A 14,710-nucleotide genomic window follows, 5' to 3' on the forward strand; every position below is an offset into this window, starting at 1 on the left:
TTTCGCCAATTAAAGAGGCCCCGCCGCAGCCGGTACGGCTGCGACGGGGCCTGCTGAGGGTTGGCGAACCTAGATCGGCTTGGTGATGTCGACCTTCTCTTGCCACTTGTCTGTGGTCAGGGAGATGTCACCGTTGTCGGTGGTGATCGTCAACTGGACCAGATTGTTCGGCGCATCCTCGGCGATCCAGACAGTTGCCGGATGTTCGCCCTTCAGCTGACCGTCGCCGCGCGTCGGGAAGATCGCGTCGAAGTCGTTCGCATCGAGTTTGCCGGTAATCTTCACCGCCTTCACGCCGTTCTTGGTCTCGGTGCCGGTGATTTTGGGATCGATGAACTTGGCCAGAACATTTCCGATGCCCTTTTCCTGATCCAGCACGACGGACGGATCGTAGGACTTCTGGCCGCCGCCGGTGATATTGCCGGCATCCTTCCAGCTTGCGCCCGGTTCCATCGTGTACAGCTTGCCGCCGACGATGACGAAGTCGATCTTCTTGTACTCCTCCTTCACACGGAAGGAGCCGGAACCCTTGGCCGCGGGCGACGGCTTGGTGACGACCGTGCCGTCGAGTTCCTGCACCGGCAGGCCCTGGACCTTGGGGTCGACGCTGAGTTTGAGGTGGACGGCCTCGGTGAGTTGGGTGGTCTTCGACGCCTGGTCGAGCAACGCCTTGGCGTCAGTGGTCGACACTGACGGTGGCGTCCCCGAGCGCGTGGTGTCCTGGGTGGGCGGCGCCGAACTCGGCGCGTCCGTCGAATTGGAGTTGTCGGCCGTCGAGCAGCCGGTCAAAATCGCAGCGGCTACAGCCGCGGCCGCGACGGCCGGAACCGCCATACGCTTCAGTCGAGAGCTGATTGATGATTCAACAGGTGTCACGCGTCGGTACACTACCCGAGAATTGAAGCCCTGATGTCCTAAGCTTGAATAGTCTGTGGATAGATACTTCAATCGAATGATGCCTGTGTATGAAGCTAATTCGACCGAATGAACGCGCGGGCCGGGTAGTCGATGATAGGTGCAGCGAGGCGTCGATCGCCGACCCTCGCCGAGCACGGAGGAAATCGGATAATGACAACGGATGACCCAATCGCACTGGTGCCCGAGGTGTCCGAGGTAACTGAATCGGCCGAGACTTCCGAGGCGGTTGGCGCAGCCGCACCGGAGACGTCCGCCGGTGATTCGTCGGACAGTGAGCGTCCCGATCCTGACCTGGGGCGCAAGCCGGGTCCGGGCGGTGGCCCGCGGCTTTCGAATGTGTGGGTCTACAACGGTCGGGCATACGATCTGACCGATTGGATTTCGAAGCATCCCGGCGGCGAATTCTTCATCGGGCGCACCAAGAATCGCGACATCACCTCGATAATCGGCTCCTATCACAAGGATCCCGCCCGAATTGCCCGAATGCTGGAGCGATACTCGCTGGATCGCGAAGCGGTAATCGAGGACGTGCACCCCAAGGCGAATGCACCCGACTTCCTATTCAAGGACGGCTTCGATAGTTGGCGCGATACACCGCGTTACGACTTCAGTCGCAAGGATGATCTGCTGCACGCGGTCAAGACTCGGCTGTCCGCGCCGGAAATGGTTAGCAAAGTCAAGCGAATGGACCGCATCTTCGACGTGGTCGCGATCACACTTTTCCTCGCATATCTCGCCGTCCAGGGATTGAGGCTGTACGACACCTCCTGGATGCCGCTGCCACTATTCGTGTTGCTGATGGTTTTGCTGCGCAGTTCACTCGCCGGAGTAGGGCACTACGCCATCCACCGGGCGCAAAAAGGGTGGAACAAGATATTCGTCAATGCCTTCGACATGAACTACGTCGCACTGTCATTCGTGACCGCAGACGGTCATGCGCTGTTACACCATCCGCACACGCAAAGTGAAGTCGACATAAAGAAGAACGTCTTCACATTCATGATGGACCTGCCGCGGCTCTGGCGAATCCCGATCCACACGCTGCACAAATTCGGACACACAATCACCGGCATGATCATCCGAATGCTGGAGATATGCAAACTGACCAGGCAGGTCGGCATCGCTGATATGTACGGCTCCTGGAAAGGTGGACTTCCACATTTCATCGGCGCCTTTGGAATGCGATTTCTACTACTTGGGGAAATGGTGGTATTTCTCGTCGCCGGCGACTTCTGGGCCTGGCTCCTGCAGTTCATCGCGACACTGTGGATCTCGACGTTCCTCGTCGTGGCGAGCCACGACTTCGACTTGGACACTGACGAAATCGAGTCGGATACCGACGACTGGGCAGTGAACCAGGTAGAGCAGGCATACGATCTCAAGGTCCTCGGAAACCGGTACGTCGATTGCTTTCTCTCCGCTGGTCTCAGCTCGCATCGGGTACACCACGTGGTTCCGTATCAACGCAGCGGATTCTCGAATATCGCGACTGAGAATGTACTGCGCGAAGAATCTGCGAAATTCGGCGTCGAATGGCTGCCCGCCAAGAGTTTCTTCACTGATCGCCTACCCAAACAGGTGAATGTATACCTCATCGCGAAATCACGACCCGCGCAAGAGAATCAATGGGGATTCTTCCGCGAACACTTCTCGCCGTCAGCGTTGAAGACCTGCGGCGACTATACGATCAAGGGATTCACCGGGATAGGCACGGTGTGAGCATCATATTCATTTGTTCAGCCGACAGCGCCATTCATTCGTCGAATCGACATGGGTTGTCATCACCGCGCGGTGATCGGCAATGATGGGATATAACAGCAAGTGTGAGAAAGGACGACGCGATGGCGCTAAACACTGGACCGGATATCGTATTCGGTCAACCCGGGCATAACGAAACCCCCGGCCCGCTCGCTTCGCTCCCGGCGCAGGGCGAACCCGGCCCGCTCGCTTCGCTCCCGGCGCAGGGCGAACCCGGCCCGCTCGCTTCGCTCCCGGCGCAGGGCGAACCCGGCCCGCTCGCTTCGCTCCCGGCGCAGGGCGAACCCGGCCCGCTCGCTTCGCTCCCGGCGCAGGGCGAACCCGGCCCGCTCGCTTCGCTCCCGGCGCCGCCAACAACCGTGGCGGTCATCGAGTCGATTGCCACTGGGGCACCGGAAACCATCTACTCGCAGGCTGATGCCGCCGAGCAGGTGGCTGCGCTCTTCGACGACCCGGCTCAGCGGGCACGCATCCCGCGCGTATATGCCAACACCCGCATAAACACCCGGCATCTCGCGATCGACCCGCTCGACCCGGAGTTCCTGGAATACAGCCGTCGGCCGGCGACCATCCGTGAGCGCATGACTCGCTTCTTCGACCTGGCTGTTCCGCTTGCCCTTGACGTCGCCCGGCGCGCTATCGCGGGTGTGCCGAATCCGACCACCGACATCGGTCTGGTCGTATTCGTCACCAGCACCGGCTTCATCGCACCCGGCGTCGACATCGCGGTGATCAAACAGTTGGAGCTCGCGCCAACCGTGAACCGGGTCGTCGTGAACTTCATGGGATGCGCCGCCGGAGTCAACGGAATCCGCACTGCCACCGACTACGTGCGCGCCAACCCGGACCGTAAGGCCCTGGTCATCTGCCTGGAGTTGAGTTCGATCAACGCGGCCTTCGGCGACAACGTCGTCGAGGTGATCACCCACAGCCTCTTCGGCGATGGATGCGGCGCGGTCGTCGTCGGAGCGAGCGAAGTAGGTCACCCACTGCCCGCCGGGCACGTTGTCATCCGGTCGACGTTCAGTCACCTCCTCGACGATGCCGAGGACGGAATTGTGCTGGGCGTCAACGACAATGGCATCACCTGCGAGCTCGCGCAGGAGTTGCCGCAGTACATTGTCGACGGTGTCGCACCGGCCATCGACGCGGAGTTGAGCAGTCAGGGAATGACTCGCGACGACGTCGAACTCTGGGCGATCCATCCCGGCGGCCCCGCGATCATCGAGTCGTCTGCGCGGTCGCTGGGAATTTCCGCGGAGCGCGCCGGGCCCAGCTGGGATGTACTCGCCGAATACGGCAATATGCTCAGCGTTTCGTTGCTCTTCGTCTTGGAACAGATGGTGGCACAGCGAGATTCGGGCACCAGGCCGGTCTCAACCGGCGTCGCCTTCTCCTTTGCCCCTGGGGTCACACTAGAGGGCATGCTCTTCGACATTATCCGCGGTTAGCGGTCGCGAAAGGTCTCCACAATGAAGCTCATTCGCTTCCTGTTCGCCGTCTCCTGGGTCGGCATCTTCGCGGCCGTCGTCATGGGGCTTATCGGCGGCGCGGCCAACGCGTTCCTGGTGACCCAGATAAACGCGGTCGTCGGGCCGGAGGGCGATTCGGGTTCGTGGCAGAAGTTCGCGCTCACCATCGCCGTGGTGATCGCCGCGGGCCTGGCATCGCAGATCCTATTGATCCGCCTGGCGCAGGATGCCATCTACCGACTACGCGCGAAACTGAGCGCCGGTGTGGTGTCGGCACCGCTGGAACATTTGGAACGTCTTGGCACACACCGGCTTCTGGCGACATTGACCGAAGACGTTCGTTCGCTGTCGATGGCGGTCAGTGCGATACCGAGTATGTGCGTCGACGTCGCGACCATCGCTGGCTGCCTGGTATTCCTGGCAATCCTGTCCGGCCCACTATTCGCGATCACCGTGGGATCGACGCTCATCGCAATCGGTTGTGTCGAGACAGTGCTGAAATATGTTCGCGCACTATTCCGTTCGGTCCGCGAACACGAAGATGACCTGATCAGCTCATTCCATTCGGTCAGTGTCGGTATCAAAGAGCTCAAACTACACCGTGGACGTCGTCGTGAGTTCATGGACGACAAGCTGCTCGGCACCGCAGAACAGTTGCGGCGCAAGAACATCGACGCCGGTACGAAATTCGCGATCGGCCAGGGACTCGGCCAGGTGTTGCAGCTGGCGACGATGGCCGCGATTCTATTCGGCGTCGCAGTCGCGATGGATCTGCCGCAGGAGACGCTGATCGGCTACGTCATCGTCACCACCTTCCTGGCCATGCCGATGCAGAATTTCATGCATCGCATCCCCGACCTGCTGCGTGGTGATGTGGCGCTCAAGAAGATCCAATCGCTGGAATTGTCGATGGAAGCCCTGCACGACGAGCAGGCGTTGCCGTATGTGCCGCGACCCGTCGTCGAAACCGCGCGACTGGAACTGACCGGCCTTGGGTACACCTATCTCACCGAGCAGGGGCCGCTCGGTCCGCCGCCACCGCCCGGCGTCGAGCCCGAGGAGGCCGAACTCGTGTTGGGGCCTCCGCCGCAGAGCATCGCGCACCCCGACGTCAACGGCTCTGACGGCGGCCGCGCCGAACTGGTGTCCGACGGTCCGTTGCTGCAGCGCCCCAGTCGTCGTGGCCGTCCCAGTGGACCGCCGCCCGGACGGCAGGGCCCGCCACCGCCGGACGGTCGTGGACCGGGTGGGCCGCACCTGGGCGGTCCGCCGCCCGGACATGGATTTCATCTAGGCCCGGTCGACGCGGTATTCGAACCCGGCGCGATCACCTTCATCGTCGGCGGCAACGGCAGCGGAAAATCGACCCTCGCCAAATTGATTACGGGACTCTATGTGCCGCAAACGGGTTCGCTGACACTCAACGGTGAGCGGATAGATCATCAGAACATCGAATGGTTCCGGCAGAATACGGCGGCGATCTTCACCGACTTCCACCTGTTCGACGACTATCTCGGATTCGACGGCCCCGACCTAGACGACCGTGTGCGGCACTACCTGCAGATGTTGCGTATCGACGACAAGGTAACCGTCCGCGACGGACATCTCTCGACAGTGTCGTTGTCGCAGGGGCAACGTAAACGCCTGGCGCTGGTGACCGCGTTGCTGGAGGATCGCCCGATCTATCTCTTCGATGAATGGGCCGCCGACCAGGAGCCGCAGTTCCGGGACACTTTCTACCGCGAAATCCTCGCCGACCTCGCCGCTCGCGGCAAGACCGTAATCGTGATCACACACGACGACCGCTACTTCGACATCGCCGACCGATTGATCAAGCTGGAGGTCGGGAAAGTCGTGGAGTCGTCGGGCGCGCAGGTGTAGCTGCCCCGCCCACCCGTGAAAATCGTCTGAATAGTTGCTCACCGAGGGCATATTGCCCTTGCAGGGCAACTATTCGGACGATTTTCCGGGGGACAGGGCCGCCCGCTCCACGGTCAACAGACTCTCGGAATGGTGGATCGCCGCATAGGCCGCGACGCCGCCGCGCACCCCGAACAGATGTTTGCTCCAGATCAGCCACACCACCGCTGCCACATTGACGAGCAGTAAGCAGATCCGCAGTGCGGTAACCTTTTCGACGATTTCGTAGATCTCGAGCGGGATGAACAGACTCGTAACGACGACCGCGAAGTATTCGCCCCAGCGTTTCATCAGCCAGAGCCCGGTCGCCTCGACGAACTGCGAGATGGCGTAGGCAAGGATGAGCGCCGCGACGACAGTCAGCGTCGTCGTCGACAGCGAGAACGACTTCTCGATATAGGTGACGAGCTTGGAATCGTCTATGTTCCAGCCGATTTGGTCGGCGAGAGGGCGAAGCAGCGGGAGTTCGGCATCGAATTTCTCGCGAACCGACCCCTGGCTGGTGCGGAACTGGAAGACGACGAACGCGGCAGCGAGGAGCAACAGTCCACGGATCGCTCGTTCGGCAGCGAGCAACCGCATGATGACCCGATCGCGAAGCATCGCACCCCGTGGCACTTCAGGAGCGTCTTGCGCGCGGCCGCTACCGGCCGGATCGCCGAGTACGAAAGTGCCACAGCGCAGGCAACGCCAGGCGGTGCCGACTGGAGTGTCGGCAGTGAGTCGTGCTCGCAAGTCGGCTTCGGTTGGGGCGTAGGTCTCGTGACCGTGCCAGGCGCATGCGCGCAGGGACCAATCCATGCGATCACAGTAGTCGAGTGTCGGCGTCCTACCATGACAACGTGAACGAACAACCGACACAGGTGATCGCGGCACTGTGGGACGTCGACGGCCTGCTTGAGTGCGACATTCGCGACTCGTTGGCCCGCCGGGGTGCCACGCGACTGCAGGTGAACATCTCCGACGACATCGTGCGCGGCGCGATGCGAATTACGCATTTTGAGCGCCCAATCGAGGCGGTCGTTTCGGTCGCCGGCGGCGAAGCGGAAGCGGTGCTCGATGAGCTGCGCGCGATTGCCGGAACGATAGCGGCGTGGGAGGTCGTGCGACGGGCACCGCTGGACCCGACGTTACCGACCGGCGAACGCATCGATGCCCTCGCCAATATCGCGTTTCTGCGTCATCCGGTTGAACTCACCTACGATCAGTGGCGCCAACGTTGGCTGGACGATCATACGCAAGTCGCCATCGACACCCAGGCGACCTTTGGCTATTACCAAAATATTGTGTCAAAAGCGTTGACGGACAATGCTTTAGGTGTGGATGCCATCGTCGAAGAGTTGTTTCCGATAGCAGCCGTCGATGATATTCACGCATTCTACGGAAGTGGTGGTGACAAGCGGGAATTGAATGAGCGGGTGACCACGATGATGGCGAGCGTCGCGCGCATCGGCGCGGATCACAATCTTGATCTAGTGCCAACGTCGCGTTTCGACTTTCCCCTCGGAGTATGAGCGGCGCAACGGATCTGGTGATCGCCGCGGACCTCGAGTCCGCGGCGACCTGGGTGCAACACTACGGAGAGTTGATCGGCACCGTTGCGTTCGCGGCGTCGGGCGCGTTGGCCGCGGTGCGCCGCAATCTCGATATCGTGGGCATCGTCGTGCTGGCGAGCGCCACGGCGTTGGGCGGCGGAATCATGCGCGACGTGCTCATTGGTCACACTCCGCCGACGGCCTTCACCGACTTGATCTTTCTGATCGCAGCCACCGCAATGGCTTTGGTGATTTTCGTGAAACATCCGGGCAACCGCCTCACCAGATGGCCACTGCTGCTGACCGATGCCGTTGGTCTCGGATTGTTCTGTGTCACAGGCACTGTCGTCGCCTACGACGCCGGTTTGGGAGCGCCGACGTCGGCGCTGTTGGGGGTGACGACCGGCATCGGCGGCGGTGTGATCCGGGACGTGCTCAGCGGGCAGGTGCCCGGTGTGTTGCGTCCCGACGAGTCGCTGTATGCGATTCCCGCGACGTTGGGCGCCATCGTCACCGCGGTGCTGCTCCACCTGGGCGTCTACAACGCCTGGGCTGGGTTGCTCTGTGCCGCACTGATTATCGCGTTCAGACTGCTCGCCTTGCGATACGGCTGGAATGGCCCGCGACCGCACTATGTGCGCCGCGGTGACTCCGCGTGACTAGCCGCCGAACTTCGCGCTGGCACCCAGATCGACGGGAATGGCCGCGCCGGTGATGCCGCGCCCGGTGTCGGCGACGAGGTACAGCACGGCGTCGGCTATCACTTCGGCCTCTACCCACGGCACCGGTAGGAGGTTCAGCTTGCCCATCACTTCGGCGGTGTCATCGAGGACCGGATCCGCCAAGTCGGGACGAAAGCCGCGGACCATTGGTTCATTGTCGATCATCGTGGTGCGGACATTGCCCGGGTGGATTGAGTTGACGCGAATGTTGGCCCAGCCCAACTCATTTGCGATGGATTTTGCCATGCCGGCGACGGCGTGTTTCGCACTGGAATAGTGGACGATGCCGGGGATGCCGCGTAGTCCGGCCATCGACGAGACCAGAATCACCGAGCCGCCGCGATTGCCGGCCATGATGTGCGGGATCGCCACCTTGGTGGTCTGCCAGACGCCAGTGACGTTGATATCCAACATCTCTCGGAATGCATCTGGGGTCAGGTCCCAGGAGAGGGTGGGGGATGCGGCGATGCCGGCGTTGGCTATCGCGATGTCGAGACGGCCGAAACGCGCGACGCCCGCGTCGACCGAGGCTTGGAGTGAATCAAGGTCCCGGACGTCGGCGACCGATGCGGAGATCTCGCGACCGGTTGCTCTGACGAGCTCAACGGTTTCGGCGAGGTCGGCTTCGGTTGCCATGTTGTAGCCGGCGGTGTCGACGTCGGCGCACCGGTCGACGGCGATGATGTCGGCACCTTCGGATGCGAGTTTGACCGCATGTGCGCGTCCCTGTCCGCGCGCCGCACCGGTGATAAAGGCGACCTCGCCGGTGAGCTTGCCCATCATTCTCCCTGTCATCGAGCTGCTTTGAGCAAAACTAGAACGTGTTCAGTCTGTCATGTATGGGAGTTGGGGTGGTGTGCGGGGGAGGTATTCCCGTGGCGGGGCTTGAGGCGCGGACTTCAGTCGTGGCGTCTGAAACCTTGCGGTGTCAGGACGCCTGGGGGAGGTATCCCTCGGGGTGGCCGGCGCCGCAGGTTTCGACAGGGGGCAACTGAAGCCTGCGCATCGACCTCCCGCGAGGGAGTTGTCCGCTCGGCGACGCTGAGTCGACAGTTTCTGGCTGTGGCGGTGGATGACTGAAGTCCGTGGCGTGACTTGACCCGAGGGAGATGATCCCTCGGCGGGGCTTGGGGTGCAGGTTTCAGTCCAGGCGATGGGGTGGGCCAGTTGGCAATTCGGCCGGCGGGCGTCTCGATACAACGAAACTCGCAAGCTCGTTTCGTCACTCGACGTTCGGCGGGGCAGTGTGACTCGACGGTCGGGTCACACTCGACGTTCGGCGGGGCAGTGTGACTCGACGTTCGGGGTCACACAGCACCCGCCCGACCACGATTTGGGATCTAGCAGCAAGTTCTCTACACTAGAGCGGTTGCCTGTGCCCTGATGGCTCCGGCTGCTCACAACTGAATAGTCTCCGGTGCCGGCGAAAAGCCAAGGGCATCGGCGGCGAGAACCTTATGAACAACTATCCACTTCGTAGTAGGCCCACCGGAGAATCTGGACGAGAGTCTGGAAGATACCGCTGCATGGGAACCGCCACGAGAAAGGTTGACGGTCAACCATGACCATGACTGATCCGATCGCAGACTTCTTGACACGTCTGCGCAACGCCAACTCGGCGTATCACGACGAGGTGAAACTGCCCGCGTCGAAGATCAAGGCCAATATCGCCGAGATCCTCAAGCGCGAGGGCTACATCACCGATTACCGGACCGAGGATGCCGAAGTCGGCAAGAGCCTCGTCGTCTCCCTCAAGTACGGCCCGAGCCGTGAGCGCAGCATCGCTGGTCTGCGCCGCGTGTCGAAGCCCGGCTTGCGGGTGTATGCAAAATCCACCAACCTGCCCAAGGTGCTGGGTGGCCTGGGCGTGGCGATTATCTCCACGTCCTCGGGTCTGCTCACCGATCGTCAGGCAGCCAACCAAGGCGTGGGCGGCGAAGTCCTCGCCTACGTCTGGTAGGGGAAGCGTAGATAAATGTCGCGTATTGGTAAGAATCCCATCGAAATCCCGGCCGGCGTCGACGTTGCCGTCGACGGCCAGGACGTCAAGGTCAAGGGCCCCAAAGGGGAATTGAGCCTGACCGTCAGCGAGCCCATAGCCGTTGCCGTGGAAGAGAAAAGCATCCTCGTCACTCGTCCCAACGACGAGCGTCGTAACCGCGCCCTGCACGGGCTCAATCGTTCGCTGATCAACAACCTCGTTGTCGGCGTCACCCAGGGTTACACCACCAAGATGGAAATCTTCGGTGTCGGTTACCGCGTGCAGGCCAAGGGCAAGGACCTCGAGTTCGCCCTCGGTTACAGCCATCCCGTTCCGATCGTGGCTCCCGACGGCATCAGCTTCGCCGTCGAGTCGCCAACCAAGTTCTCGGTCACGGGTATCGACAAGCAGCAAGTCGGCCAGATCTCGGCGAATATCCGCCGCCTGCGTCGCCCAGACCCGTACAAGGGCAAGGGCATTCGCTACGAAGGCGAGCAGATCCGTCGCAAGGTCGGAAAGACGGGTAAGTAGAAAATGTCTGAAACAACAACAACTCGACGCAAGCCCGTCGGCAAGGACGTCTCGACTCGACGTCGCGTCTCCAACAGCCGTCGCCACTTCCGCCTTCGCAAGAAGGTCTCCGGCACCGCCGAGCGTCCCCGCCTCGTGGTCAACCGCAGCAGCCGCCACATTCACGTGCAGCTCGTCGACGATCTCGTCGGCAAGACGCTGGCCGCCGCGTCATCCATCGAGGCCGACGTCCGCGCAGCCGGTGGCGACAAGACCGAACAGTCGAAGAAGGTCGGCGAGCTGATCGCAGCCCGTGCCAAGGCCGCAGGCGTCACCACCGTGGTCTTCGACCGCGGCGGTCACGACTACCACGGTCGTATCGCGGCGCTGGCCGATGCCGCCCGCGAGGGAGGGCTCGACTTCTGATGAGCATGTTCGCAACTTTCACCACCAAAACCGGAGGAGTCCTCTGATGCCCGGACGTCAGCGTGACGGCGGGAACGGACCCGCCGGAGATAACAACAACAACAACAATGCGGGCGGCGGCAACGACCGTCGTGGCGGCGGTCGCGGTCGTCGTGACGACCGCAACAACGGTCGCGATCAGGATCGCAACCAGCTTGAGCGCGTCGTCGCGATCAACCGCGTGTCCAAGGTCGTCAAGGGTGGACGTCGGTTCTCCTTCACCGCCCTCGTCGTCGTCGGTGACGGCCAGGGTCTGGTCGGCGTCGGATACGGCAAGGCCAAGGAAGTTCCCGCGGCGATCCAGAAGGGTGTCGAAGAGGCTCGCAAGAACTTCTTCCGCGTTCCGCTGATCGGCAGCACCGTTACCCACCCGGTTCAGGGTGAGGCAGCGGCCGGCGTCGTGATGCTGCGTCCGGCCAGCCCCGGTACCGGTGTTATCGCCGGTGGCGCGGTGCGTGCCGTGTTGGAGTGCGCGGGCGTCCATGACGTCCTCGCCAAGAGCCTCGGCTCGGATAACGCGATCAACGTCGTCCACGCCACGGTGGCAGCACTCAAGCAGTTGCAGCGTCCCGAAGAGGTCGCCGCACGCCGCGGGCTGCCGATCGAAGATGTCGCACCTGCGGGCATGCTGCGCGCACGCGCACTGAGTCAGGGAGCTAAATGATGGCAGAGCTGAAGATCACCCAGATCAAGGGCACCATCGGTACCAAGAGCAACCAGCGTGACAGCCTGCGGACCCTTGGCCTTCGTGGCATCCGCAAGTCGGTCACCCGCGAGGACACCCCGGCCAACCGCGGCCTCATCAACGTGGTGCGCCACCTCGTGACAGTCGAAGAGGTTTAAGCAATGACCATCAAACTTCACCACCTTCGCCCCGCTCCGGGGTCGAAGACCGAGAAGACCCGCGTGGGTCGCGGTGAGGGTTCCAAGGGTAAGACCGCGGGTCGCGGCACCAAGGGCACCAAGGCGCGTAAGAATGTGCCTGCCGGCTTCGAGGGCGGGCAGATGCCGATCCACATGCGTCTGCCTAAGCTCAAGGGCTTCACCAATCGCAACCGGGTCGAGTACCAGGTCGTCAACGTCGGCGATCTCGCCGAGCTGTTCCCGACCGGTGGCACCATCGGCGTCGAAGAACTCGTCGCCAAGGGCGCGGTCCGCAAGAACCGTCTCGTCAAGGTGCTCGGCGACGGTGAACTGTCGGTGGCTCTGAATATCACCGCCAACAAGTTCACCGGTTCGGCCAAGGAAAAGATCACCGCGGCCGGCGGCAGCGTCACCGAACTGTAGTTGTACCGCCGTCGGGCGACAGTACGGGGACTTGCCTGCTTCGCAGGTCAGGACCGTGTGTCTGTCGCCCGACGGTTTGTCTTTTCGTGTGCTGTTAGAGTTTCAAGCGTTGCCGCTAGACCTAGCGGGGGACGGGGTACTGCCCGCTAGTCAATTCGCGGGCAGTCTCGTCCCGAGAAGAACTTGTTGTCAGCCGTCGGCGGTGGAGCGTCATTACCAGACGCGACGCCGACGCAGCCTAGGAGGAATTAGTGCTCTCGCCCCTCATCGCGGCCTTTCGCACGCCCGATCTGAGGAAGAAGATTTTCTTCGTCATCGGCATCTTGGTGCTGTATCGCCTGGGCGCGACACTGCCATCGCCTGGTGTTGACTATCGCGTCGTCGACGCGTGTCTGACCGAGGTCAGTAAGGGCAGTTCGGCTGACATCTACTCGCTGATCAATATGTTCTCCGGTGGCGCGCTATTGCAGCTTTCGGTGTTCGCGATCGGCATCATGCCGTACATCACCGCCAGCATCATCGTGCAGTTGCTTACCGTGGTGATTCCGCGCTTCGAGCAGTTGCGCAAGGAAGGCCAGTCCGGCCAGGCCAAGATGACGCAGTACACGCGTTATCTGACCGTCGGCCTCGCGATCCTGCAGGCCACCGGCATCGTGGCACTGGCGGCGCGTGGCGACCTACTACAAGGTGGCCAGGGCCCCAACTGCGACCCGACCGCCATCGTCTCTGACCACTCCATCTTCGCCCTGTCGATCATCGTGATCGTCATGGTCGCGGGTGCCTGCCTGGTCATGTGGTTCGGCGAGCTGATCACCGAGCGCGGTATCGGCAACGGTATGTCGCTGCTGATCTTCTCGGGTATCGCGGCTCGTATTCCCGCTGAGGGCAAGACCATCCTCGACTCGGGCACACTTCGGTTCGTCCTGGTGCTGTTTGCGGCGCTAGTCATCCTCGCTGGCGTCGTCTTCATCGAGCAGGGTCAGCGTCGTATCCCGGTGCAGTACGCCAAGCGGATGGTCGGCCGCAAGATGTACGGCGGCTCGTCCACGTACCTCCCGTTGAAGGTCAACCAAGCCGGCGTGATCCCAGTGATCTTCGCGTCGTCACTGCTGTACCTGCCGCAGTTGATTCTGCAGCTGACCGGCGGTTCGACGGACGGCGAGCAATCCGGCTGGCAGAAGTTCATCAGCAATTACCTGACTGACCCTGGCAACTGGGTCTACATCGTCGTGTACTTCGCGATGATCATCTTCTTCACTTACTTCTATGTCGCGGTCACCTTCAATCCGGAGGAACGCGCCGACGACATGAAGAAGTACGGTGGCTTCATTCCGGGTATTCGCCCCGGTCAGCCGACCGCTGACTACCTCGGCTATGTGCTTTCGCGTATCACTCTTCCGGGCTCGATCTATCTCGGTATCATCGCTGTGTTGCCTAACCTATTCCTGGAGATCGGCAACTCGGGCGTCCAGAACATGCCGTTCGGCGGTACCGCCGTGCTGATCATGGTGGTCGTTGCGCTCGATTCCGTTAAGCAAGTCAATAGCCAGTTGATGCAGCGTAAGTACGAAGGATTTCTTAAGTGAGACTCGTTATCCTGGGACCCCCCGGAGCCGGTAAAGGCACTCAAGCAGAATTGCTGTCAGAGTCGCTCGGCATCCCGCATATCTCCACCGGAGATCTGTTTCGTGCCAACATCTCGCAGGGCACCCCAGTCGGTATCGAAGCCAAGCGTTACCTCGACGCGGGCGATCTAGTGCCGTCGCAGATCACCGTCGACATGGTGCGTGCGCGTCTGGCCGAACCGGATGCCGCCAAAGGTTTCATCCTCGACGGCTTCCCGCGTTCAACCGGGCAGGCTGACGCGCTCAAGGAGATCCTCGCTGATCTCGACACCGCGCTCGACGCAGTGTTGTCTTTCGTCGTCGACTCGGACGTCGTTGTCGAGCGGATGCTCGCGCGTGGCCGCGCCGACGATAGCGAGCAGGTCATCCGCAACCGCCTGTCTGTGTACGCGAGTGAGACCGCGCCATTGCTGGAGTACTACGGCGACGAGGTCACCACGATCGACGCCATCGGCGCGGTCGACGAGGTGCATCAGCGCGTGTTGGGTTCACTCGGCGTCGCCAAGTAGCCGGCGGA

16 protein-coding genes are annotated in these 14,710 nt (G+C 61.8%); 13 read left to right on the forward strand and 3 right to left on the reverse strand.

The genetic code is table 11. From position 1 onward, the window contains the following. Positions 1-69 precede the first annotated feature (69 nt). Positions 70-834 (reverse strand): LppX_LprAFG lipoprotein, encoded by a 765-nt coding sequence (locus AAFP29_RS04850; RefSeq protein ID WP_419216169.1) that lies wholly within the window; start codon positions 832-834, stop codon positions 70-72. Between the two features lie 234 nt (positions 835-1,068). Between AAFP29_RS04850 and AAFP29_RS04855 the strand changes: the two genes are divergently transcribed. From AAFP29_RS04855 to AAFP29_RS04865, 3 genes are all read left to right on the forward strand, one after another. Further along, positions 1,069-2,637, forward strand: a complete 1,569-nt coding sequence (locus AAFP29_RS04855; protein WP_419216170.1) for a fatty acid desaturase — start codon at positions 1,069-1,071, stop codon at positions 2,635-2,637. Between the two features lie 122 nt (positions 2,638-2,759). Then, the gene (locus AAFP29_RS04860; protein ID WP_419216171.1) at positions 2,760-4,127 is read left to right on the forward strand and encodes a 3-oxoacyl-[acyl-carrier-protein] synthase III C-terminal domain-containing protein; all 1,368 of its coding nucleotides are present in this window, start codon (positions 2,760-2,762) and stop codon (positions 4,125-4,127) included. Between the two features lie 21 nt (positions 4,128-4,148). After that, positions 4,149-6,029 (forward strand): ATP-binding cassette domain-containing protein, encoded by a 1,881-nt coding sequence (locus AAFP29_RS04865; protein WP_419216172.1) that lies wholly within the window; start codon positions 4,149-4,151, stop codon positions 6,027-6,029. Positions 6,030-6,098: 69 nt separating this feature from the next. Here the strand turns inward: AAFP29_RS04865 and AAFP29_RS04870 are convergent, their stop codons facing one another. Next, complete coding sequence (locus AAFP29_RS04870) at positions 6,099-6,869, reverse strand: DUF2127 domain-containing protein (protein WP_419216173.1); 771 nt, start codon at positions 6,867-6,869, stop codon at positions 6,099-6,101. A gap of 41 nt (positions 6,870-6,910) precedes the next feature. Here AAFP29_RS04870 and AAFP29_RS04875 point away from each other — a divergent pair, with 41 nt between their 5' ends. Both AAFP29_RS04875 and AAFP29_RS04880 read left to right on the forward strand, forming a co-directional pair. Then, a complete protein-coding gene (locus tag AAFP29_RS04875) occupies positions 6,911-7,582 on the forward strand; it encodes a hypothetical protein (protein WP_419216174.1) in 672 nt (223 codons plus the stop codon). Beyond that, positions 7,579-8,262: a trimeric intracellular cation channel family protein gene (locus AAFP29_RS04880; RefSeq protein WP_419216175.1), complete on the forward strand. Its 684-nt coding sequence runs from the start codon at positions 7,579-7,581 to the stop codon at positions 8,260-8,262. Before AAFP29_RS04875 ends, AAFP29_RS04880 begins: the two co-directional genes overlap by 4 nt. Here the strand turns inward: AAFP29_RS04880 and AAFP29_RS04885 are convergent, their stop codons facing one another. After that, on the reverse strand, positions 8,263-9,120 hold the full coding sequence (locus tag AAFP29_RS04885) for a mycofactocin-coupled SDR family oxidoreductase (protein WP_419216176.1): 858 nt from the start codon (positions 9,118-9,120) through the stop codon (positions 8,263-8,265). Positions 9,121-9,886: 766 nt separating this feature from the next. Here AAFP29_RS04885 and rpsH point away from each other — a divergent pair. The 8 genes from rpsH to AAFP29_RS04925 all read left to right on the forward strand — a co-directional run bounded on the left by rpsH (position 9,887) and on the right by AAFP29_RS04925 (position 14,702). After that, complete coding sequence (gene rpsH / locus AAFP29_RS04890) at positions 9,887-10,285, forward strand: 30S ribosomal protein S8 (RefSeq protein WP_419216177.1); 399 nt, start codon at positions 9,887-9,889, stop codon at positions 10,283-10,285. 15 nt (positions 10,286-10,300) lie between these two features. Then, entirely contained in the window at positions 10,301-10,837 is a 537-nt protein-coding gene (gene rplF / locus AAFP29_RS04895; RefSeq protein WP_419216178.1) for a 50S ribosomal protein L6, read from the forward strand. A 3-nt stretch (positions 10,838-10,840) separates the two neighbouring features. Continuing rightward, positions 10,841-11,242: a 50S ribosomal protein L18 gene (gene rplR, locus AAFP29_RS04900; RefSeq protein WP_419216179.1), complete on the forward strand. Its 402-nt coding sequence runs from the start codon at positions 10,841-10,843 to the stop codon at positions 11,240-11,242. Between the two features lie 46 nt (positions 11,243-11,288). After that, positions 11,289-11,945 (forward strand): 30S ribosomal protein S5, encoded by a 657-nt coding sequence (rpsE, locus tag AAFP29_RS04905; protein ID WP_419216180.1) that lies wholly within the window; start codon positions 11,289-11,291, stop codon positions 11,943-11,945. Then, on the forward strand, positions 11,945-12,124 hold the full coding sequence (rpmD, locus tag AAFP29_RS04910; RefSeq protein WP_419216181.1) for a 50S ribosomal protein L30: 180 nt from the start codon (positions 11,945-11,947) through the stop codon (positions 12,122-12,124). Before rpsE ends, rpmD begins: the two co-directional genes overlap by 1 nt. 3 nt (positions 12,125-12,127) lie before the next feature. Further along, entirely contained in the window at positions 12,128-12,568 is a 441-nt protein-coding gene (gene rplO / locus AAFP29_RS04915; protein ID WP_419216182.1) for a 50S ribosomal protein L15, read from the forward strand. A gap of 251 nt (positions 12,569-12,819) precedes the next feature. Continuing rightward, a complete protein-coding gene (gene secY / locus AAFP29_RS04920) occupies positions 12,820-14,154 on the forward strand; it encodes a preprotein translocase subunit SecY (protein WP_419216184.1) in 1,335 nt (444 codons plus the stop codon). Then, entirely contained in the window at positions 14,151-14,702 is a 552-nt protein-coding gene (locus AAFP29_RS04925; protein WP_419216185.1) for an adenylate kinase, read from the forward strand. The genes secY and AAFP29_RS04925 overlap by 4 nt, the downstream gene beginning before the upstream one ends. The last annotated feature ends 8 nt before the right edge of the window (positions 14,703-14,710 follow it).

It is taken from the genome of Gordonia sp. CPCC 205333, assembly GCF_048537885.1.
Lineage (GTDB): Bacteria > Actinomycetota > Actinomycetes > Mycobacteriales > Mycobacteriaceae > Gordonia.